Consider the following 20939-nt stretch of genomic DNA (forward strand, 5'->3'; position numbering starts at 1 on the left):
AGTCAGCTGAACCCGGCCTTCGCGCGCCTGGATCGACCGCTCCGACAGGTCGGCGAGCTCCTTCTGAAGGTTCTGCTCCTTGATCTGCGCGATGGCGAAGTCGCTGCGCGCACCTTCGAGGATGCGCTGGACCTCGTCGTTCATCGAGTTCTGAAGCTCGTTCATCTTCGCGCGGGCTTTGATCGTCGCTTCGTGCGTCGCGCCATACCGGACGGTGAAATCCGCCATCTGGCGCTTCGCATCGAAGTAGGCGTTGCGAAGCTGGATGATGACCTCGTTCGAGAACTCATCGACGAGCGCGTTCTGCACCCCGCCGGTCCTCGCCATCTCGTTGATCTGTGCGACCTTTGCTTCCGCGCCGGCACGGGCGAAGCTCGATTCCAGCACTTTTTGACTGAGATCGAGGATCTGCTGCTCCTCGATGAAGCGACCATCCATGGTTACGATATTGTTCTTCAAACGATAATCGATGACAGCCCGATCCGCTTTGCTGACGTCATCCTGCAACTCGGCGATTCGTTCGACAAACCACGTGCTGGCTTTTTCGGACGCCGCACGCTTTGCCTCGAGTTGATCGTCGATGTAGGCCTGGGCGAGCGCATTCGCGAGGCGTGCGGCCTTCTCGCCGCTGCGCGCCGTCACCGTGACGGTGATGGCGTAGGAGAGATCGACGCGCTCGACGTTGGTCGCCTTGCGCAGCACCTCGGCAGCTCGGTTCCGGCGGTCTTCGACGGACTCAGCCTCCGGGTCATCGGCGAGGCCAAGAGCTGCGACCAGCTTCCGGATCATGGACGTGGATCCGACGAAATCCGGGTCCGTGTCGAGCTTTTCGGACATTACGACCCGATCCAGCACGCCGTTCGACTTTAAAATCTCGATTTGACTGAGTAACGCTGAGCTGTCGATCCGGCCAGAGGGCGTCGAGAAATTCTCGTCGACAGCCGATAGACGCTTGAAGTCGACGAGAACCGTCGAGAATGTCTTGTATGATGAGGGGGCGAACATAAAAACCAGCGTGCCCAGGACCAGGGCGGCCAGGATCGTCTTGCCGATGAAGCGGCGCTGGCGCCGAAGAACGCCGAGGATGAAGGCGATGTCGCCTGGATCTCCCGGAGCCCGTATCGCGAGGGGGGTTCCCGTCGTCGCGCGTGGATTGGTGGCTAACATCGGTCCTCGATCGAGGGTGCCATGGCTTTCGGCCGACGCAGGTCAGCGATGCAGGTCGCCAGCGTGGATACGTGGGAATCTTAACACGATCGCTTCCATGTCCGCCATGCGACCGCGACGGTTCATACCTTGGCGTCGCGACGAGGCGCATTCCCGATACGCATCGTCCGCCGCCCATGCCCGCTGATCAGATCCGGCCACTTACATCGGCGATGAAGGTCGAGATACGGTTGAGGAGCTGCGCATTTGCATAGGCCGAGATCTCTTGCGAGCGAACGAGGCCCTCGATGCTGTCGAGGCCCTCCTTCAACGCAGCTTCATCATCGACGACCGTGGCGATTCCTTGCGCTTTCATATGCCGCGACGTGGAAAGCTGATGGTCGTTGCGGTGTTCGCCGAATGCGGCCCGGCGCGGCATGACGAGAATCGGCTTGCCGAGCTCCAAGGCCGTGATGATTGAGCCCATCCCGGCGTGGCCGACGACGGCTTTCGCAGCAACGACATGCTGCCGAAACTCCGAGGGCGACATGGTCGATTGATATTTGATGTTTTTCGGTACGAGCTTCGACGCCCCGATTTGCGCCACCACGTCGGAGCGCCCACGAGATCCGGCCCAGTCATCGACGGCGGAAATCAGACGGTCGAACGGCAACTGGACACCCACCGTTACAAAAATCATATGACCGACCCTTCGTAATACGGACCTTCCGGCTTCGCTAAGTGCTGCCACTGCGTGAGCCAGAGGTCCGCCACCCCACCCGCCATCTTTCCGGACATCGAAAGCGTGTCGACGTTCGCAAAGCTGTCGATCCAGATGGTCTTGGCTCTGATCAGGCGTCCGAGTCTCAGCGCAACGTACCCAGGCGCCGCACCTGTCGAGACGACGATGTGTGGCCGCTCGCGGAGAACGACGATCATCACGGACAGAGCCATACGCAGAAACGCGAGCTTGTTCCAGCGGTTCGCATCCGGGACGCGATGAAATCGGTGTCCGGCGACTTGGTCCCGCGCATCAAGCGTGCAGATAAAGGCACAATCACATTCACCGAAGGCGGGAACGACGCGCAGAAGCTGGATCCAGTGTCCACCGCCTGACGCGACCGCCAGCAAGCGCGGCCTTTTATGTTTCGCTGCCATTGCAGCCTCCCAGTTTAACCGATAGCCTTGCTATATATGCAAGGCTAACAATGGAATGCTCATCAAATTGTCGTATGGAATCGTTTCGAAAGACAGCCAGAGACCATGCCAATGACAATGGAGTATCACGAGAAACGTTCCATTTCGAATGTCTTAGTCAATCTGCAATATAGTCTTCTCCAAATAAGTTTATTACAAATCTCGATGACATGACTTGGAAATAACACTACTATGAAACGCGACCTGGGTGGCCTGTAAGATATCTCGTGATCGGTTCCTGAATGGGCATTCGCACAAGCGTGTCGATCGCATTCCAGGGCGTATTTGGAAACCCATGTTGCAGAGCCGGGGTCCTCAACGCGACCAGCCCCTATCGTCAAGGGCAATGGCGGCGATCGCTTCGCTCGCAAGGGGGGGCGATTTTCTGGACGTCGCGTTGTTCATTCGCCCCGCATGCCGGATGGAGTAGAATCGGGATCGAGGTTGATTTGAATTTCTAATTGCAAATGTCCGAAGTCCGATTGAACCCAAGTCATCATCGACTGGCTCGAAACTTTAGCTCGGCTTGTGCCGCACCGCAACATCTTTGATAATTTGGGTGCAGGGGACGTGCCTGAGAACTCGCCCGATAAGGCGCCGAGAGGCAGGGGTGGGTGGCCAGAATGGCGATGATTCCAAAGGGTGCCGAAACCTCGACCGGGACCTGGCGCGGACATCCCAACGATCCGGCAGTCGTGGGCCACGTTGGGCGCGCGGCGGCCGATGGCGGGGAGCAGCGCGCGGGAAGTCGGGCAGCAGGGCGCCGCGGCGCAGGCAGGTCTGCCGGGCCGGGTCGTCGAGGGGGATAGCGCGGACCGCGCAAGCACCGGATCGCAAGGGCGGTGCATCTTCGCGCGTCGCTGTTTCTGACGTAGACAGGTTGGGACGTCCGCGTGCGAGTGCCCGATATGTCCCCCGTTGCGCGATACCCCGACAAGTCCCCTGCTGGGATCCCGCGGATGCGAATCGGCCTCGGCTTTTCGGCGTCACGGTCCGCGTACCTCTGCGCATTCATGGCGATCTGCGCCGCGAACGGTCTGGCGGGTCGAATGTTGCAGGCCCTGGAAGCCGAGGGTTGGGTCGTCGCCGGATCGCGGACGTTCGACATCAGTGCCATCGTCTGGCTCGGCATCGTCTGCGGGATCGCCCTCGCGTTCACCGACCGAGGGGGGAGCGAACCCATGCGCGGGGATGTCGTGGTGCTCGGTATCGCCGCGCCCTTCGTCCTCGCACCTTCTTCCGCGCTTGCGTGGGTCACGCTCACGGCCATCGCGCTCTGGACGCTGGCGACATCATCCGGCCGCCTCGCTCGCGGAGCCGCGATCCTGCTCGTGGTGACGATGCCGATGTGCTGGACCCGTCTCCTGTTCAACCTCGCGGCGCCGTATATTCTGTCGGCCGATGCGCTGATGGTCGCCACAATTCTCGGAACCGTGTCGTCTGGAAATCTCGTGGCCTCGTCGAATGGCCAAACCTACCTTCAGATCTACCCGGCCTGCTCCTCTCTGGGCAATGTCTCGCTGGCATTGCTGGGTTGGGTGATCGCCATCAATGTCGTGAGGCCGCGCGCCCGGCGAAACAACATGCTTTGGGGAGCGCTCGCCTGCTGCAGTGTCGTCGCGATCAACATCCTGCGTCTTGCAGCCATTGGCCTCCTTCCGGAGCATTTCGAGTTGCTCCATGGCGCGGTCGGCAACAGCGTGACGAGCTGGCTCACCCTCGCTGCCATCGGAGCAGTCTGCTGGGCTGGTGTTCGAGCCCGCCCCTCGGATCCTGTCGCGCAAGACCTTCCGAGGCAGACCGACACCGGTGCGGCCATCCGATGACGCACCCGATGTCCGACCCAGCCAGGGTCGCCGAACCGGGATACCCGGCCGCTGGGGGGACCGACGCGCCGCGGCGCACGGGCCTGCGTGTTCCTGTGGGCTTGGCTGTCCTCGCCCTGTTCGCCATTACGAGCATCGGTGCGAAGGTTCTTATAGGAACTGCTCCGGACATCCGAAATCCTGCTTCCCTTAAGCGAACGCTGGTCGCGCGCCTCATGACAGAGGGCTTCAGCGTCGACGAGGCCCCAGGCTCGGCGGAAGTCTCGCTCACGGCGAGACGTGGAGACTGTCGCCTCGCATTGACGGAGGCGAGACCTCAGGGCTGGAACCACGCCCTGATCGAGCGGCAGACCGGCGAGACGGACAAGCTCATGTTTCTCTTCGAGGGACAGATGACCAGCGATCTGCCCCGCTACCGCGCGACGTGGCGATATCAGACTGCGCGCATTCTCCGTCAGGTCGGTGGACGGCCTCACTGGCATCCCGTGCTGGCGATCCGCGTGGGCCGGCAATGCCCGGTCCGGTTCGAGACTTTCGCCGTCCCCTTGGCCCTGTAGCATCCGCGCCGTGCCGCGTGATCTGTCGCGCCATCTCCTGCACGTTCGGCGCTGCGCCTGGAGCCGGAACCATGCGCCGACAGGATGTGATCGAGGGGCCGAGATCGACCGCCGGCGATACCTGCAAGCACTGACTTGGTGGCCGCGTCGAGGAGCGCGCAGGCGGTCTGGGCCATCCCCCTAAGACCCGGCTGCATCACCGTTCGCGTAAATCCCTTCATCGCGTCAGTGCGCGATCACAGTGTGACACGAAAGGAACATCATCCTGGTCTGAAAATGACGCATCAGAACTGCGCATCTCACCTCAGGCGACAGGATAGTAGTCACGATACCAGTTTACGAACTGGGGTATTCCTTCTGCGAGTCGAACCTTTGGGCGATATTCAGTGATTGATCTGATTTTTGAAATATCTGCCCAGGTCGATGTCACGTCTCCTGGCTGCATCGGAAGCATGATTTTCTTTGCTTTTCGGCCAACGGCTTGCTCAATGATTTCGATGAAAGTGAGTAGATCTTCGGGAGAATCATTGCCAATATTGAGAATCCTGTTTTCGGCCTCAGGCGGTGGTCGATCGAGAACGCCGATGATCCCATCCACGATATCGTCAATAAACGTGAAGTCACGGCGCATCCGGCCCTCGCCATAGACCTCGATCGGTTCTCCTAGAAAAATTTTACGGGTGAACGAATAGTAAGCCATATCGGGACGGCCCCAAGGTCCATACACCGTAAAGAAGCGAAGCCCTGATTGTTTCAATCCATAGAGATGCGCGTAAGTAGAACTCATCAACTCGCACGAACGTTTCGTGGCCGCATAGAGCGAGACCGGGGAGTCTACCCTATCTGTCTCCGTAAATGCAGCGCCTGACCCTGGCCGATTGCCGTACACAGAACTGGATGACGCATACACGAGGTGCTCGAACCGGCTATTGTCGCGGCACGCCTCCAAGACAGACAGGTGGCCTTGTAGATTTGAGTGTTGATAGGCGAAGGGGTTCTCGATGGAGTAACGAACGCCTGCTTGAGCACCAAGATGAACCATTCGCATGACGCCTTCGTCTCTGACGAGGGTCCTGAGCGCAGGCGCATTCGCAAAGTCCATACGTTCCATGCGAAAATTGGCAAATTTTTCCAGTCGCCCGGCCCGCGCCTCTTTCAAAGAAACGGCATAGTAATCGTTAAATACATCGATTCCGATTACGCCTTCTCCGCGTTCAAGCAATCTCTTGGCGACATGATATCCTACGAAGCCTGCGGCTCCACTGACGACGACTGGATCGGTTCTGACTGGCATTATGCCCTCATTATCGTTTCTTATCGCGTTGACATCGGCGCAAAGCAATTATAATTGCAAAAGCAGATAAACACAAAAACATTGACCCGATTGACCGGATAAATTTTTTGTTTTGGCGATGAATTCGGAGGCATCTATCCAGGCGATTTTCTCAGGCGCGTGGAAACGAAATCACGGAATAAATCCCTGGCATCGGGATGGCGAGCGCCGAGGGGCCTTCAGCGCATCCACGCGAATGGTCGGCGACGTGCGCCTCGATGGACGGGACCGCGCTTGCTCGACGCCTTCGGAATCACGCGCCGAGACGGAAGTGTCTGCATCTTGGAGCTCCGGGACGACTGGGAGGGACGTCGTGTCTCGCATAGGGTCGGTGTTAGGCTGAAATGTGAGTGTGACCGGGGAGCCTGACGGGCAGCCATTCGAGGCTGGTGCGCGCCCGCAGGTCGAGGGCCCGGTCCGACCGCAGCGTGCCGACGAAGCACCAGGGGCAGATCAGGTCCGAGAACACCGCGATCGTCGGGGACATTCGCGACTCCGGCAGGTCGGGAGGATCTCGGACGTCACCGCGACGGCGTCGTCGCCAGGCGCCGGGCCGTGACGAGGCCGAGGCCGGCGATGACGACGGCGCAGAGGCTGAGGGCGGTGAGCTGGCCGAGGCCCCGGAGAGCGCCACCGAGGATGGCCACGCCCAGGGCCTGTCCGCAGAAGAACGAGAAGGCGTGGAGCGCCACCGCCGAGGCGCGGGCGGTCGGCGCCACCTCGGTTACCTGCACCTGGAAGGTGTTGTGGAGCATGTAGAAGCCGAGCCCCAGGGCCACCAGGGCGGCGCAGTCGAGCTGCCAGGTGCCGGCCAGCCCGAGGGTGACGAGGGCCCCGGCGCAGATCAGGCCGCCGCCGATCAGCATCCGCGACAGGCCGAGGAAGCGCAGGAGCAGGCCGACCGAGAACGCGTAGAGCAGCCCGCCGGCGGCGAAGCCGGCCAACGCCAAGCCGGCCTCGCGGGCCCCGCCCTCGCCGCGGGCCTCGATCAGCGGGGCGAGGTGGGGAAAGATCCCGAACACCGCGATCGCCTCGATGAACACGGCCCCGAACAGGATGCGGGCGCGCGGATTGCCCACGATGGTGCGGTAGCGCGCGACCGCCGTGCGGAAGTCCGGTCGCCGGGCCGGGGCTGCCGCGCGGCGGTCGAACCCGAGGAGCGCCGCGCCGCAGCCGAGGGCCGCCACCGCCGCGGTGATGGCGAAGACGCCGGCCCAGCCGATCGCCCCCTCGATCAGGCCCGCGAAGGTCGAGCCGGAGAGCTGCCCGAGAATCACCGCCACGAGGAAGCGGCCGATGGCGACCTGCCGGCGTTCGATCGGGATGCGGTCGCCCATCAGCGCGAGCGCCAGGGGGACGACGCCGCCGGCGCTGCCCCCGGCGATCATCCGCAGGACGAACAGGGTGTCGAGGCTGGTGGTCAGCGCGCAAGCGGCCAGCGCCAGGGTCAGGATGCCGAGGCAGATCGCGATGATCCGCTCCTTGCCCAGGGCATCGCCGACGGGGCCGAGGATCGGCTGGATCAGCGCGTAGGGCAGGGCGAAGGCGGTGGAGAGCAGCGCCACCGTGTGGGGATCGCTCTGCAGGTCGCGCGCCAGCACGCCGACCAGCGGCTCGATGGAGCGGCCCGCGAAGGTGCTGGCGAAGCCGGCGAAGGCCAGGATCACGATCAGGCGCGTGGTCGAGAACTCGGCCTTCAGGTCCGTGATCCTTGCTGGCGGCGGGCGAGGGGGTGCTGGCGCAGGGCGAGGCCCAGGAGCGGGCATCGCCATACGCGGCCGGGATCGGCCCGTCGATCCCGATCCTCCGCGGTCAGGCCTGGACCCCGGCCCGGGCCACGTCAGCGGCATTCGGCAACTCGGCGATGCGCCAGCACAGGTCCATGACCCGGCGCACCTGGGCGTCGGGCAGGATCCCGTCCGCGAGGTCGGTGAACTTGGTCTCCAGCGCGGCGTCCGACATCGGCCGCTCGACGCTGCCGATGGCATGTTCGATGCGCCGGGGCAGGCTGCGGCCGTCCTTCAGCACCACCGTGAGCTCGACCTGCTCGGGCCGGATCGCCGGGTCGACCACCGGCTTCACCCGGGCGCGCAGGGCCGCGATCACGGGGTCGTTCACCGCCCGGTCGCTGAACTGCTTCTCGCCGCCGGCCCCCTCCACCAGCGCCACCGCGACGGCGTGGGTGATGCTGAACTTGCCCTCGAGGCCGGTGCGCGGCGTGGTCTTGCCGGTGAGTTCGAGCACCAGGGGATGGACCTTCATGTCGACCCGCTCGATCATGTCGGCGGTGAGATGGTGTTCGTTGCGCAACTGCACCGCCGCGTCGATGGCCGGATGCATGACGATGCCGCAGGCGAAGGGCTTGTAGGTGTTCAGCGCCGCCTCGTAGCGGGTGCCGAGCCCTTCCGTGATCTCGCGGTAATCCTGCTTCGTCGAGATGGTGTTGGCCCAGCCGCGCCTGGCCTCGATCATTCCGTCCGAGCTCGTGTAGTTCTTCGCGGCCAGGATCGCGGCGAACAGGCCGTTCGAGGCGGCCCGGCCCGGATTGAAGCTCTTGTTCATGGAGCCGAAGGATTCGCGCAGGCCCACGGGCTGCGAGGCGGCGAGCCCGAGCGCCCAGACCATCTGCTGCTCGGTGAGGCCCATCAGCTTGCCCGTCGCGGCCGCCGCCCCGAACACCCCGGCGGTGCCGGTGATGTGCCAGCCGACATCGTAGTGGTTCGGGTAGACCGCGTTGCCGATCCGGCACTCCGTCTCGACGCCGAGCACCAGGGCGTTGAGGAAGTCCGCCCCCGAGACCGGGTTCATCTCGGCGTAGGCGAGGATCGCCGAGGCGACGGGGCCGGCCGGGTGGATCACGGTCTTCAGGTGGGTGTCGTCGTAATCAAAGATGTGGCTGGCGACGCCGTTCAGGAAGGCGGCGTTCAGGATGTCGAAACGCTCGGGGCGCCCGAACAGGCCGGCCTGCGGCGGGCCGGAGAACGGCTTGAGGGCCGAGACCGCGACATCCAGGGTCTCGTGATGCGATCCGCCGATGGCGACGCCGACCCAGTTCAGCAGGGTGCGGGTGCCCTCGCGGCGGACGGCCTCGGGCAGGTCCGCGTAGCGCGCGCCGACCACGTAGCGGGCGAGGATCCGGGTGACCTCCGGCGGCACCGGCTTCGGTTCCGCCTTGGCCTCGCCCTTCGTCTCCGGTGCGGCTTGGGCGGGACGGACGGCGCTGCCGGTTCCCACGAGCGCGAGGCTCGCGGAGCCGAGCAGGGCGCGGCGGTCGATCGTCGGCACGGGCATGGATCTCTTCCTCTGGCGTCCTGCGGCCCGCGCCCGAATGGACGCCGCCGTGCCGGACGCGCCGGGGCCGAGGCCGCCGGCGGGACCGGAACCGAGGCATAACCCGACCCTCGCGGCAGGGCTCCCGCTTTCTGCAAGCCATCCGCGGTTTTGCGCGCCGGTTACGCATGAGAAACAAGATATCCGGTGGGATACAAAGGTCTCGATGCGCCGTGCAAGCACAGGTTTCGCTTTCGGAGCGTCCTTCCGGCGACGTGCAATCGGAGAGATGCGATCCGGCGTGAACCCGACGAGCCCGCCGACGGCCCATGTGCTGGCCGATCCGCTTCAGGGCTTGGGGGCCGTCTCCGTCGCAGTGAGGTCGATGTCGACGCCGACCTCCAGGGCGACCCATTGGCCCGAAGCCCAGGGTCCCTGTCCGACGCCGAACTGCGTGCGTACGAGGTCGAGGTGGCCCACCGCCCGGGCCGTCGCTCCCGCGAACGTCAGGCGGAAGGGCAGGGCCGCGTCGCGGCGGATGCCGCGGATCGTCAGGCTGCCGACGGCCTCGTAGGCGTCGCCGCCCTTGGCGACGAACCGCGTCGCCTCGAACCGGGCCTGCGGCGTGGCCTTGACGTCGAACCACTCCGCCTGGGGCAGGGCGGTATCGCGCTGGGCATCGCCGGTCTCGGCGCTCGCGAGGTCGATATCGACCACGGCGTGCCCCGTCTCCGGGGTGGCGGGGTCGAAGGTGATCTGTGCGCTGAAGCGCTTGAAGCGACCCTTGAAGGGCGTGCCGACCTGGACGCCCGAGAACCCGATCCGACTCTGGGCCGCATCGACGGTCCAGGCCGCAGCCGCGGCGCAGGCGGGCAGGGCCAGGGGCGCCGCCGCGAGGGCGACCGCGAAGGCGAGGCGAGCGGCGATCATGGCTGGAATCCGGACTTGAGCGGGGCGCGGGGCAGCATCCGCCGGAGGGTGTCGTCGCGCAGGACGAGGTGGTGGCGCAGGGCCGCACCGACATGCAGCAGCAGGAGACCGATGAGGAACCAGGCCCCCCAGGCATGGACCTGCTTCAGCACCGCCTCCACGGCGGCCTTGTTCGCCAGCTCCGGCAGCACCGGCAGGTGCGGCCAGGGCAGGACGCCGTAGAGCACGGTCGGCAGGTTGAAGGGCGAAGCCGAGACCACGGCCCAGCCGACGAGCGGCAGGCCGAGGAGGAGCCCGTAGAGCAAGGCATGGGCCGCGTGCGCGCCGGCCCGCTCCCGGGCCGGCAGCGTCGCGGGCAGGGGCGGCGGCCGGTGGGCCAGGCGCCAGCCGAGGCGCAGCAGCGTCAGGGCCAGCACCGTGAGGCCCACCGACTTGTGCCACTGGTAGAGCTGGAACCGGCGCATCGGCGCCAGGTCCCCGTGCGTCATGGCGAGACCGATCGCGATCAGCCCCAGCACCGCCAGCGCATTGAGCCAGTGCAGCGCGATGGCGACGCGGGTGTAGCGCGGCTCGGGCCCGACGCGGGCGGTCTCGGTCATGACGCGCTCCCTTCGGCGGGGTGGACGGAAAGGCCTATTCCTTGCGTTCGAAGGCGCCCGCGATGGTGAGGTGCAGGTCGTCGCCGATCAGCGGCACGTAGGTCTTCACGCCGAACTCGGAGCGCTTGAGCGTGCCGGTGGCCTCGAAGCCCACGGTGACCTTCTTGTTCAGCGGGTTCACGCCGGCGCCGATGAGGGTGACGGTCAGGGTCACCGGCTTCGTCACGCCGTGCAGGGTCAGGTCGCCGGTGACCTTCGCCTTGTCCTTGCCCTCGGGCGTTACCTTCGTGGAGACGAAGGTCATCACGGGGAACTTAGCCGCGTCGAGCCACTGGTCGCCCTTGAGCTCGCCGGTCAGCTTCTCGCTGGTCGTCATCACCGAGGCCACCGGGATCTTGATGGACAGCTTCGAGGCGGCGGGGGTCTTCGGCTGCAGCTCCAGGGTGCCCGAGACGTCCGAGAAGCCGCCCGAGTAGTTCGAGAAGCCCATATGCGAGACGGTGAAGCCGACCTGGGTGTGGCCGGGATCGACCGCGTAGGTGCCGGCCTGGATCTGGGCCGGGTCGCGGGTCGGCGGGGTCTGGGCGAGGGCCGGCGCGGCGAACGCGAGGGCGAGGGCGAGGGAGACGGTCTGGGCGACGAGGGATGGCGAGAGACGGATCACGGGGTTCGCTCCGAGGATGAGGGCGCCGATGAGGGTGGCATCTGGGCGCCGGGTCGGTGGATCGCCAATAGGCCGCTTCCCGCGGGTGCGATAGCGCGCTAATCGGGGACACATGGTTGCGCATCTGGAAACCTTCGCCGGAAACCTCGACGATGTCCGGGCCTTCTGCGCCGTCGTCGACCTCGGCAGCATGACCCAGGCGGGCGCCTTCCTGCGCGAGACCAAGGGCAGCGTCAGCCGGCGCGTCGCCCGCCTCGAATCGGTGCTGAAGGTGACGCTGCTCGCCCGTACGCCCCGGGCGGTCTCGCCCACCGCCGAGGGGCTCGCCTTCCACGCCCGGGCCCTGGAGAGTCTCGCCCTTCTGGACGAGGCCCTGCAGACGGCCCGCGGTGCCCGCACCCTGCCGCGGGGGCACCTGCGGGTGACGGCCTCGATCGATTTCGGGGTCGAGGTGCTGCCGGATCTCGTGGCGAGCTTCCGGGCCCGGCACCCGCAGATCACCCTGGAACTCCTCATCACCGACAGCCGCCTCGATCTCGCGGCCAACCGGGTCGACCTTGCGCTCCGCCTCGGCGGCGGCGACCACCCCGACAGCGGCTACACCGCGCCGATCCTGGCCGACCTGACGATCGGCCTCTACGCGGCCCCGGCCTACCTGGCCCAGCGCCCGGCCCCGGCCGACATCGACGGGCTGGCGGCGCACGACGTGGTGCTGGCCCGGGAGCGTCTCGGTGCCACCCAGATCCTTGTCTCGGACGTGGAGGGGCGGGAGGCCGGGATCACCCTGCGGCCGGCCGTGCGGGCCACGGATTTCGCCACGGTGCTGCGCCTCACCCTGGCCGGGGCCGGGATCGGCCACATCCCGAGCCTCGTCGCGGCCAAGTCCCTGGCCCGGGGCGACCTCGTGCGCGTCCTGCCCGACTGGGCGAGCCGGGGCGGGACCCTGCGCGCCGTCACCCTCGCGGGCCGCGAACTCCCCGCGCGGGTCCGCCTGTTCCGCGAGCACGTCCGCACCGAGATGGCCCGGCGGGCCGCGATCTGCCCCAGGTCCGGGCTCGATCGTCCCACGCCTGTGTCGGCATCGGTGGCGACCTGTGACGAGAGTTCAGGCAGAGTGTGATCCCGGGGGCGGCGCGCCCCGCGCGGCGGGGTTCCGGCGACGAGCGGTCCGGCAGGGTGTCGGCATGGTGCGAGACGACGATGAGGGGCAGGATTGGCGCTCGGTCAGCACCCGCCCCCTGAACCCGGAAGAGCTGGCGGAGGCGCGCCAGCGCGCGCACGAGCCCGGGCGCGGCCGGGGCGCGACCGACCCCGTCGACATCCCCAAGGCCGGCTGGCGGGACATCCTGTGGCGGGTGTTCTGGGCGATGCCGCAGGACCGGGTGCTGACCACGGCGGGCGGCGTCGCGTTCTTCGCCCTGCTGGCGGTGTTCCCGGGCCTCGTCGCGGTGGTGTCGATCTACGGGCTGTTCTCGGATCCCCACGTCATCAGCCAGCACGTCAGCCTGCTGGCGGACATCCTGCCGCCGGGCGCCCTCGAACTGGTCTCGGACCAGCTGGTGCGGATCGCGCAGCGCAGCACCGGCTCCCTGAGCACCACGTCCGGCATCAGTCTGCTGATCGCCCTGTGGAGCGCCAATTCCGGGGTGAGCGCGCTCTTCGACGCCCTCAACGTGATCTACAAGGAGCGCGAGAAGCGCAGCCTGGTCCGCTTCTACGCCACCACCTTCCTGTTCACGATCACCAGCGTGGTGTTCTTCCTCGTCTCCACCGGCGCGGTGGTGCTGCTGCCGGCGATCCTCGACCGCCTCGGCTTCATCACCGCCACCGACACCGTCCTGCAGATCGTGCGCTGGCCGGCCCTCCTTGGCGTGGTCACCCTCAGCCTGTCGCTGATCTATCGCTACGGCCCGAGCCGGAACCGGGCGAAGTGGCGCTGGGTGACCTGGGGCAGCAGCCTCGCGGCGCTGTTCTGGGTCGGCGCCTCGGGGATGTTCTCCTGGTACGTGGCGAGCTTCGACAGCTACAACCGCATCTACGGGTCGCTGGGAGCCGGCATCGGGTTCATGACCTGGATGTGGCTATCCATCGTCATCGTTCTCGTGGGGGCCGAGATCAACTCGGAGATGGAGCGCCAGACCGCCTGTGACAGCACCGAGGGCCGGCCGAAGCCCCTGGGCGTCCGCCAGGCCTTCGCCGCCGACAGCGTCGGGCCGAGCCAGGACTGAGCGGGAGCCCGGGGCTGGGCGGCGCCGTCGCCCCCCCTGAGCCCGGGAACAGCGGCGATATCCGACGGGTTTCCGGACGGCAGAGCGTCGGGAGTGGTGGATGGCCGGACGACAACACGCACGACCACCAGGGCCGGGCGGAGCAGGGGCCGCCGCGGCGCGGGCCGGCGGAGGCGCAGCCGTGACGGGGTCGCGCCCATGGTGAGCGCTTCGGCGACCGTCGCGCAACGGGATCTCGACCGGCTGATCGCGCTCGGGCGGCAGAAGGGCGAGCTCTCCCCGGCCGACCTCCAGGCTGCCCTGCCGATCCACGGCATGAGCGCCGAGGCGATCGCACAGGTGGTCCTGGACCTCGAGGCCGCCGGAATTCCGGTTGAGCTCGAGGACCTGCTCACGGGGCGGGCCCATCCCGACGGAATCGCGCGGCTGCCCCTCGCGCCCGCGCCCGGACCGCCCTCCCTCGACGCCGCACCGGCCGCGCCGCGCCCGGACGCGCCGGCGTCCCGGGCCGGCGCGCCGGTGGCCGCCGGCTTGGAACCGGGTCCCGCGACCCCATCGGCCGAGGGGCACCGGGTCCGGAACGCCGTGCTGGTGGCGGCCCTGATCGTGCTGGTGCTGATGGGGGCGGTCCTGATCGCCCTCGGCCGATGAAGCGCGGCGCTCGGGAGACCGACATGGACATCCAGACGCCCCTCGCGGCGGCGATCGTCGTCGAACTGAAGTGCCGGGCCGAGGCGAGCGAGCAGGACCACAGGGTCGAGGCCGGCGAACCGGGCTACCTGACGCTCGACGACCGGATCAACCGCGGCGAGCCCATCATGGGGATTGAGGGCGCCCCGGCAGGCGGCCCCTGACGGCCACCCGCACGACAGCCCGTGCCCACGGGCCAGCCGGAACGCGCCCTCCCGGGGCCAGAAGGACGACCGATGAAAGCCGAGATCCTCAGCCTGCGGACCCTGCACGAGGGCTGGAGCCGCTTCTCGCTGGCCCGTGTCCGCCTCGCCGACGGCAGCGAGGCCGAGCGCGAGATCGAGGACCACGGCAACTCCGTGGGCGTGCTGCCCTACGATCCGGTGCGCCGGGTCGCGACCCTGGTGCGGGAGCTGCGGGTGCCCGCCCTCTACGTCGCCGGCGAGCAGAGCCAGCTCGAGGGCCCCGCCGGCCTGATCGACGACGGCACCCCGGAGGACAATGCCCGGCGGGAGGTGCTGGAGGAGGCGGGCCTGCGCCTCGGCGACCTCGACTTCGTCGGCGCCACCTATTCCTGCGGCGGCATCTCGACGGAGCGCATCCACCTGTTCCTGGCCGCCTACGCCGCCACCGACCGGGTGGACGGGGGCGGGGGCGCGGACGGCGAGCACGAGAACATCCGGGTCGTCGAGATGCCGTTGGCCGAACTCGCCCGAATGGCCGATCGCTGCGAGCTGACCGACCTCAAGACCCTGACCCTGGTCCTCGCCCTGCGCGCCCGCCGGCCCGCGCTGTTCTCGGGCTGATCCGAGAGTCTGTCCGGAGTCCTGAACCTGACAGCCTCTCGGGTCCTTTCGTCTCGTTTGTCTGTTCGGGATAACCGGTTTCCACGGATCCCCGACAAACGCTAGACCGCGTCGCCGATGACTCCGGCCTCGTCCTGGGCCTGCAGCACGTCGGGGCGGGGCATCGAGATGATGTTGTAGCCGGAATCGACGAAGTGGATCTCGCCGGTGACGCCGCCCGAGAGATCCGAGAGCAGGTACATCGCTGAGCCGCCGACCTCCTCCTGGGTCACCGTCCGGCGCAAGGGGGCGTGCGCCTTCTGGTGGTTGAACATCAGGCGGGCATCGGCGATGCCGGCCCCGGCCAGGGTCCGCATCGGGCCCGCCGAGAGGGCGTTGACCCGGATGCCGTCCGGGCCGAGGTCGCCCGCGAGGTAGCGCACGGAGGCCTCGAGGGCCGCCTTGGCGACCCCCATGACGTTGTAGTTCGGCATGATCCGGGTCGAGCCGCCATAGGTCAGCGTCAGGAGCGAGCCGCCGCGGGGCATTCGCTTGGCTGCGCGCTGGGCGATCTCGGTGAAGGAGAAGCAGGAGATCGTCATGGTCCGCGAGAAATTCTCGCGGGTGGTGACGTCGACGTAACGGCCCTTGAGCTGTCCCTTGTCGGAGAACCCGATGGCGTGGACGACGAAGTCGAGGCCCTCGGGGAAACGCGCGTCCAGGGCGGTGAACAGCGCGTCGACGCTGGCGATGTCCTCGACATCGCAGGGCAGGACGATGTCCGAGCCGACGGAGGCCGCCAGCGGCGACACCCGGCGCCCCAGCGCGTCGCCCTGGTAGGTGAAGGCCAGCTCGGCCCCGTGGCGGTGCAGGACCTTGGCGATGCCCCAGGCGATCGAGTGATCGTTGGCGACCCCCATGATGAGGCCGCGCTTTCCCGCCATCAAACCCGTCATGCACGTCCCCCGGTCGCGGATCCTCGGGCCCCTCGGACCCGTCATCGTTGGTGGGAGGCTTAGCGCGGGGGTCGTGGCCCTGTCCAATCCCACCGGAGCCGAAGGCGCCTTCGCCGAAACGCAAAGGCCCCGTCGTGCGGGAGCCGCGACGGGGCCTTTGGGTGCAGGCGGGGCGGCGCGGCGGCTAGAAGTAGCCGTCGGTGTCGCAATTGGCGCGGTCTATCATGACCTGCTTGATGTAGACGGCCGTGGTCCCGGCAAGGGCGAGGCCGCCGACGGTTCCCAGCGTGAACCACAACATGGCTGTGCCTTCCAGCAATCCCGAGAAACAAGGAACGGCGGAAGGTCTCTCCAGTTCCTTAACGGGCCGGGCCGGACGTTAAGCCTGATCCGGATCCGTCGCCCTCAGGCGTCGACGTGCTTGAGGACGAGCGTCGCGTTGGTGCCGCCGAATCCAAAGGAATTCGACAGGACGTGCCCGAGCTTGGCCCCGTCACGGCGCTGGCGCAGGATCGGCATATCGGCGAAGGCCGGGTCGATCTCGTCGATATGGGCGCTCTCGCAGATGAAGTCGTTGTTCATCATCAGCAGCGCGTAGATCGCCTCCTGCACGCCCGTCGCGCCGAGGGAGTGGCCGGTGAGGGACTTGGTGGCGGCAATCGGCGGACAGTCGTCGCCGCGCCCGAAGACCTCGCGGATCGCCTCGATCTCCTTGTCGTCGCCCACGGGCGTCGAGGTGGCGTGCGGGTTGATGTAGTCGATCCTGGCGCCCTTCAGGCCCTCGATCGCCTGGCGCATGCAGCGGACCGCGCCCTCGCCGGAGGGGGCGACCATGTCGTGCCCGTCCGAGGTGGCGCCGTAGCCGGCGATCTCGCCGTAGATCGTCGCGCCGCGCGCCCTGGCGTGCTCCAATTCCTCGAGCACCAGCACGCCGGCACCGCCCGCGATGACGAATCCGTCGCGGTTGGCGTCGTAGGCGCGGGACGCCCGGGCGGGGGTGTCGTTGTACTTCGAGGACATGGCGCCCATGGCGTCGAACAGCACCGAGAGCGTCCAGTCGAGGTCCTCGCAGCCACCCGCGAAGATGATGTCCTGGCGCCCGCCCTGGATGACCTCGGCAGCGTTGCCGATGCAGTGGTTCGACGTCGCGCAGGCCGAGGAGATCGAATAGTTCACGCCCTTGATCTTGAACCAGGTCGCCAGGGTCGCCGAGGCGGTGGAGGACATGGCCTTGGGCACGGCGAAGGGGCCGACGCGCTTGGGACCCTTGTCGATCGCGATGGCGGCGGATTCGACGATGACCTTCGTGGACGGTCCGCCCGAGCCCATGATGATGCCGGTGCGATCATTGGAAATGTCGCCCGCCTCCAGGCCGGCGTTCCGGATCGCCTGGTCCATGGCGACGTGGTTCCAGGCGGTGCCGCCGCCGTGGAAGCGCATGGCGCGCCGGTCGACGACGCCCTCCGGGTCGAGGGTGGGGCGGCCCTCGACCTGGCTGCGGAAGCCGTGCTCAGCGTAGGAGGCCGAACGCCCGATGCCGGACTTGGCCTCGCGCAGGGAGGCGAGGACTTCCTCGGTGTTGTTGCCGATGGATGAGACGATGCCCATCCCGGTGATCACGACACGCCGCATGGACACGATGCTCTCCGCCGCCGGGGCTTGTTCTTCGCGGTGCTTGTTCTCGAGACGGCACCTTCGCGTGGATTCAGGTAGGACTCGGGCGTCCCGATCTCAACCGCGTCGGGCTCAGCCGCCCGCCGCCTGGGCCTGGAACAGCGCGACGCGCAGGTCCTTGGCCTCGTAGATCCGGGTGCCGTCGGCCTCGAGCCAACCGTCGGCGATGCCGAGCACGAGCTTGCCGAGGCGCACCCGCTTGATGTCGATGCCGTAGACGACCTTGGTCACCGTCGGCAGGACCTGGTCGGTGAACTTGACCTCTCCGACGCCGAGCGCCCGGCCGCGGCCGGGGGCGCCGAGCCAGCCGAGATGGAACCCGACGAGTTGCCAGAGGGCGTCGAGGCCGAGGCAGCCGGGCATCACCGGATCGTTCTTGAAGTGGCAGCCGAAGAACCAGAGGTCCGGTCGGATGTCGAACTCGGCCAGCACGTGGCCCTTGCCATGGGCGCCGCCCTCGGAGCCGATCGAGACGATGCGGTCGAACATCAGCATCGGCGGCAGGGGCAGCTGCGCGTTCCCGGCGCCGAACAGCTCGCCACGGCCGCAGGCGAGCAGTTCCTCGTAGGAATAGTGCGAGGCCCGCTGGGGCGCGGCGGTCGCCGGGGCGGTGCCCGACGGAGCGTTCGGATCGGAAGCGGAAGACATGATGAGCGGATCGGTCCTCAGGGTTGGGTCCGGGGCGCACGTGGCCCCCTCGGCGTCGCGCCACCGGCGCCGGAACGGACACGGCACGGGCCGATCCGGCCGACGCTGCGGCGTGAAATCGGCGCTTCGTTAACACAGGGCTTGTGCGCCTCAAAGCTGCCCGCCCGCTCGAAGCGTCCCAATCCGCGGCCGCCGCTCGGAGGCACGACGGGACGGAGGGGGCCGCCGCGTAGGGCAGGGCCAGCCCCGCGTGCGGCTCGGGTTGCGATGCGGCAGCGGGTTCCGTATACATATCCGCTGAGTTTCCCGTTTTCCGCGTGGGATGTTTGTACGCCCGATGTCGAACCTTCTGCCCCTGCAGGCCGTGCTGAACGCGCGGGCCTCCGTTCCCGGCGGCGACATGGCCGCCGGCCGTCGCGGTTGCCCGCTGTCGGATCTGCGCGATCGCCTGCGCCGGGCGGGCCTGCGCCCGACCCGCCAGCGCCTGTCCCTGGGCTGGCTGCTGTTCGGCCGCGGCGATCGCCACCTCACGGCGGAAATGCTCTACGACGAGGCGATGCGCGCCAAGGTGCCGGTGTCGCTGGCCACCGTCTACAACACGCTGCACCAGTTCACCGAGGCCGGCCTCCTGCGTCAGCTCGCCCTCGACGGATCGAAGGCCTACTTCGACACCAACCCGAGCGAGCACCACCACTTCTTCCTTGAGGACGAGGGACAGGTGTTGGACATGCCCGATTGCGGGATCACCGTGGATTCCCTGCCAGACGCCCCCGAGGGCATGGAGATCGCCGGCGTCGAGGTGATCGTCCGCCTGCGCCGCCGTGGCCCGGTCGCCCGCAAGGCCTGACCGCCCGCCGAATCCGCACGCACCGTCATCGAGGCCCGGGCAACCGGGCCTTTTTCTTTGGCGCGGTGCCCTGACGCGCCGCGCAACGATGGCGCGCCTCGCGAAGTTATCGCCGGCGCGCCGTCCTCCCATCCCATCGAAACCGGACCCATATGGCCCCCACTCGCATCGTCTGCGTCCGCCACGGCGAATCGACCTTCAACGCCGCGCACCGCCTGACCGGACAGGATCCCGGCCACGTCGACGCCCGCCTGACCGAGCGGGGGCAGGGCCAGGTCCGGGCGGCCCGGGCGGCCCTGCACGACATCCCCTTCGATCTGGTGGTGACCTCGCCCCTGACCCGGGCGATCCAGACCACCCAGGGCATCTTCGGCGACCATCCGAGCCGCCCGCGCATCCTCGTCGAGGTCCTGCATCGGGAGTGCCAGGAGAGCAGCTGCGATGTCGGCCGGGCCGCCTCGGTGCTAGCCGCCGAGTTCCCGGACGTCGCCGTCGACCATCTGCCGGAGATCTGGTGGCATGCCGAGGGCGCGCCCGACGCCCGCGGCGTGCATATCGAGCCGCGCACCCTTTTCGACGCCCGCGTCCTCGGCTTTCGCGACTGGCTCGCGGCTCGGCCCGAGCACAGCATCGCGGTGGTCGGCCACGGCACCTTCTTCTATCACCTGACGGGCGTCTGGCTCGACAACTGCCAGACCGTGACCTTCGACCCGATGGCGGCGCCCGCCCCGGTCTGAGCCGGGCTCTACGCGAGCCCCGACCGCGCGGCGTCCAGGCGCCGCTGCACCAGCGCGCGGTCGAGAGGCGCCGCCCGGCGGCCGATCTCCAGGGCCTCGTCGAGGATCGCCACGGCGCTCGCCCAGACCTCCGGCACGAAGGCCGCGGCACCCTCCGCGACCTCGGCCGCACAGCGCGCATCCGCGAAGGCTTTCCCGGCGGCGGTGGCGGCCCGGGCGACCGCCGCGGCCCGAGCGCCCTGCCTCCAGGCCCCGCGCTGCGAGGCCTCCTGCGCCCGCGCGCCGCCCTGCCAGGCGGCGTCCCGGGCAACCGCCCGGGCCCGGTCCGTATCCGCCGCCCCGTCGCAGGCCGCTGCCAGGGTGGGCAGGCCCGCCAGATCCAGGAGGGGCGGCAGGATGCGACGGACGCTCGCCAGGGCGAGGAAGGCGACGCGCTCGGCCTCCACGGCCGGGACGTCCGCCGAGCCGGAGAGCCGCAGCACGAAGGCCATCAGGCGCGGCCGCTCGGCATCGGGCATCGCATCGTTCAGGCCGAGGGCGTAGGCGGACAGGGGCGGCGAGAAACAGGGCGGGCAATCGGCCGAGGCGCGGATCGCCCGATAGGGCAGGCCGGCGGCCACGATCGCCGCCTCGTTGATGCAGGTGCCGCCATCCGGACCTGGAAAATCGTGCGAGCCGGCCAGCAGCCGCCAGTTCAGGATATGCTCGAAGCCCGCCGCCATGCCCGCGCTCTCTCCGTCTTCGGATCGCGAGAGTGCCACGGCCTCACGGGCTTGGCGAGGGAGAGCGTGGCGAGGGAAGGCTTGGCGAGGGAAGGCTTGGCGAGGGAAGGCTTGGCGAGGGAAGGCTTGG

The 20939-nt window shown here is 67.8% G+C and carries 23 protein-coding genes; 9 read left to right on the top strand and 14 right to left on the bottom strand.

All coding sequences use genetic code 11. The features are described from left to right. The 3 genes from ASF20_RS20085 to ASF20_RS20095 all read right to left on the bottom strand — a co-directional run. The coding region (locus ASF20_RS20085; protein WP_162242641.1) for a GumC family protein at window positions 1-1167 on the bottom strand (1167 nt) is incomplete at its 3' end. 187 nt (window positions 1168-1354) lie between these two features. Then, window positions 1355-1846 (bottom strand): glycosyltransferase, encoded by a 492-nt coding sequence (locus ASF20_RS20090; RefSeq protein WP_056211852.1) that lies wholly within the window; start codon window positions 1844-1846, stop codon window positions 1355-1357. Beyond that, window positions 1843-2304: a hypothetical protein gene (locus tag ASF20_RS20095; RefSeq protein ID WP_056211854.1), complete on the bottom strand. Its 462-nt coding sequence runs from the start codon at window positions 2302-2304 to the stop codon at window positions 1843-1845. The genes ASF20_RS20090 and ASF20_RS20095 overlap by 4 nt, the downstream gene beginning before the upstream one ends. A gap of 998 nt (window positions 2305-3302) precedes the next feature. Between ASF20_RS20095 and ASF20_RS20100 the strand changes: the two genes are divergently transcribed. Beyond that, window positions 3303-4169 carry an exosortase/archaeosortase family protein gene (locus ASF20_RS20100; protein ID WP_056277335.1) on the top strand — a complete coding sequence of 289 codons (867 nt, stop codon included), beginning with the start codon at window positions 3303-3305 and terminating at the stop codon, window positions 4167-4169. An 8-nt stretch (window positions 4170-4177) separates the two neighbouring features. Further along, window positions 4178-4726, top strand: coding sequence for a hypothetical protein (locus ASF20_RS20105; protein ID WP_056211858.1), 549 nt, complete (start codon window positions 4178-4180; stop codon window positions 4724-4726). Between the two features lie 304 nt (window positions 4727-5030). On the opposite strand, the gene ASF20_RS23640 is transcribed toward ASF20_RS20105, so the two are convergent. From ASF20_RS23640 to ASF20_RS20135, 7 genes are all read right to left on the bottom strand, one after another. Further along, window positions 5031-6020: an NAD-dependent epimerase/dehydratase family protein gene (locus ASF20_RS23640; protein ID WP_082501471.1), complete on the bottom strand. Its 990-nt coding sequence runs from the start codon at window positions 6018-6020 to the stop codon at window positions 5031-5033. 373 nt (window positions 6021-6393) lie between these two features. Next, on the bottom strand, window positions 6394-6546 hold the full coding sequence (locus tag ASF20_RS24290; protein WP_156389807.1) for a DsbA family protein: 153 nt from the start codon (window positions 6544-6546) through the stop codon (window positions 6394-6396). Between the two features lie 34 nt (window positions 6547-6580). Further along, window positions 6581-7768, bottom strand: a complete 1188-nt coding sequence (locus tag ASF20_RS20115; RefSeq protein ID WP_200941369.1) for an MFS transporter — start codon at window positions 7766-7768, stop codon at window positions 6581-6583. Window positions 7769-7871: 103 nt separating this feature from the next. After that, window positions 7872-9350 carry an MmgE/PrpD family protein gene (locus ASF20_RS20120; RefSeq protein WP_056277338.1) on the bottom strand — a complete coding sequence of 493 codons (1479 nt, stop codon included), beginning with the start codon at window positions 9348-9350 and terminating at the stop codon, window positions 7872-7874. A 327-nt stretch (window positions 9351-9677) separates the two neighbouring features. After that, window positions 9678-10259 (bottom strand): YceI family protein, encoded by a 582-nt coding sequence (locus ASF20_RS20125; protein WP_056211863.1) that lies wholly within the window; start codon window positions 10257-10259, stop codon window positions 9678-9680. Then, a complete protein-coding gene (locus ASF20_RS20130; RefSeq protein WP_056211865.1) occupies window positions 10256-10858 on the bottom strand; it encodes a cytochrome b in 603 nt (200 codons plus the stop codon). Before ASF20_RS20130 ends, ASF20_RS20125 begins: the two co-directional genes overlap by 4 nt. A gap of 34 nt (window positions 10859-10892) precedes the next feature. Beyond that, on the bottom strand, window positions 10893-11522 hold the full coding sequence (locus ASF20_RS20135; protein WP_244476511.1) for a YceI family protein: 630 nt from the start codon (window positions 11520-11522) through the stop codon (window positions 10893-10895). Between the two features lie 112 nt (window positions 11523-11634). Here ASF20_RS20135 and ASF20_RS20140 point away from each other — a divergent pair, with 112 nt between their 5' ends. The 5 genes from ASF20_RS20140 to ASF20_RS20160 all read left to right on the top strand — a co-directional run bounded on the left by ASF20_RS20140 (window position 11635) and on the right by ASF20_RS20160 (window position 15246). Beyond that, on the top strand, window positions 11635-12642 hold the full coding sequence (locus ASF20_RS20140; protein ID WP_056277341.1) for a LysR family transcriptional regulator: 1008 nt from the start codon (window positions 11635-11637) through the stop codon (window positions 12640-12642). A gap of 64 nt (window positions 12643-12706) precedes the next feature. Continuing rightward, window positions 12707-13750: a YihY/virulence factor BrkB family protein gene (locus ASF20_RS20145; protein ID WP_056211871.1), complete on the top strand. Its 1044-nt coding sequence runs from the start codon at window positions 12707-12709 to the stop codon at window positions 13748-13750. Between the two features lie 198 nt (window positions 13751-13948). Next, window positions 13949-14401, top strand: coding sequence for an RNA polymerase sigma factor region1.1 domain-containing protein (locus tag ASF20_RS20150; protein ID WP_056277345.1), 453 nt, complete (start codon window positions 13949-13951; stop codon window positions 14399-14401). 23 nt (window positions 14402-14424) lie between these two features. Beyond that, the gene (locus ASF20_RS20155; RefSeq protein ID WP_156648148.1) at window positions 14425-14604 is read left to right on the top strand and encodes a hypothetical protein; all 180 of its coding nucleotides are present in this window, start codon (window positions 14425-14427) and stop codon (window positions 14602-14604) included. Between the two features lie 72 nt (window positions 14605-14676). Next, window positions 14677-15246 (top strand): NUDIX hydrolase, encoded by a 570-nt coding sequence (locus tag ASF20_RS20160; RefSeq protein WP_056277353.1) that lies wholly within the window; start codon window positions 14677-14679, stop codon window positions 15244-15246. 101 nt (window positions 15247-15347) lie between these two features. Here the strand turns inward: ASF20_RS20160 and fabI are convergent, their stop codons facing one another. From fabI to fabA, 3 genes are all read right to left on the bottom strand, one after another. After that, window positions 15348-16181, bottom strand: a complete 834-nt coding sequence (fabI, locus tag ASF20_RS20165; RefSeq protein ID WP_056277356.1) for an enoyl-ACP reductase FabI — start codon at window positions 16179-16181, stop codon at window positions 15348-15350. A gap of 405 nt (window positions 16182-16586) precedes the next feature. Beyond that, window positions 16587-17813 carry a beta-ketoacyl-ACP synthase I gene (fabB, locus tag ASF20_RS20170; RefSeq protein WP_056211879.1) on the bottom strand — a complete coding sequence of 409 codons (1227 nt, stop codon included), beginning with the start codon at window positions 17811-17813 and terminating at the stop codon, window positions 16587-16589. A gap of 114 nt (window positions 17814-17927) precedes the next feature. Further along, window positions 17928-18503, bottom strand: coding sequence for a 3-hydroxyacyl-[acyl-carrier-protein] dehydratase FabA (gene fabA / locus ASF20_RS20175; protein ID WP_056211882.1), 576 nt, complete (start codon window positions 18501-18503; stop codon window positions 17928-17930). Between the two features lie 337 nt (window positions 18504-18840). On the opposite strand from fabA, the gene irr reads away from it, so the two are divergent. Next, window positions 18841-19350, top strand: coding sequence for a Fur family transcriptional regulator Irr (irr, locus tag ASF20_RS20180; protein ID WP_056211884.1), 510 nt, complete (start codon window positions 18841-18843; stop codon window positions 19348-19350). A gap of 152 nt (window positions 19351-19502) precedes the next feature. Beyond that, a complete protein-coding gene (locus ASF20_RS20185; RefSeq protein ID WP_056211886.1) occupies window positions 19503-20087 on the top strand; it encodes a histidine phosphatase family protein in 585 nt (194 codons plus the stop codon). Window positions 20088-20095: 8 nt separating this feature from the next. Here ASF20_RS20185 and ASF20_RS20190 read toward each other — a convergent pair whose 3' ends face one another. Next, window positions 20096-20809: a hypothetical protein gene (locus ASF20_RS20190; protein ID WP_056277360.1), complete on the bottom strand. Its 714-nt coding sequence runs from the start codon at window positions 20807-20809 to the stop codon at window positions 20096-20098. Between the last annotated feature and the right edge of the window lie 130 nt (window positions 20810-20939).

The sequence above is a fragment of the Methylobacterium sp. Leaf88 genome (genome assembly GCF_001422795.1).
In the GTDB taxonomy this organism is placed as follows: Bacteria; Pseudomonadota; Alphaproteobacteria; order Rhizobiales; family Beijerinckiaceae; genus Methylobacterium.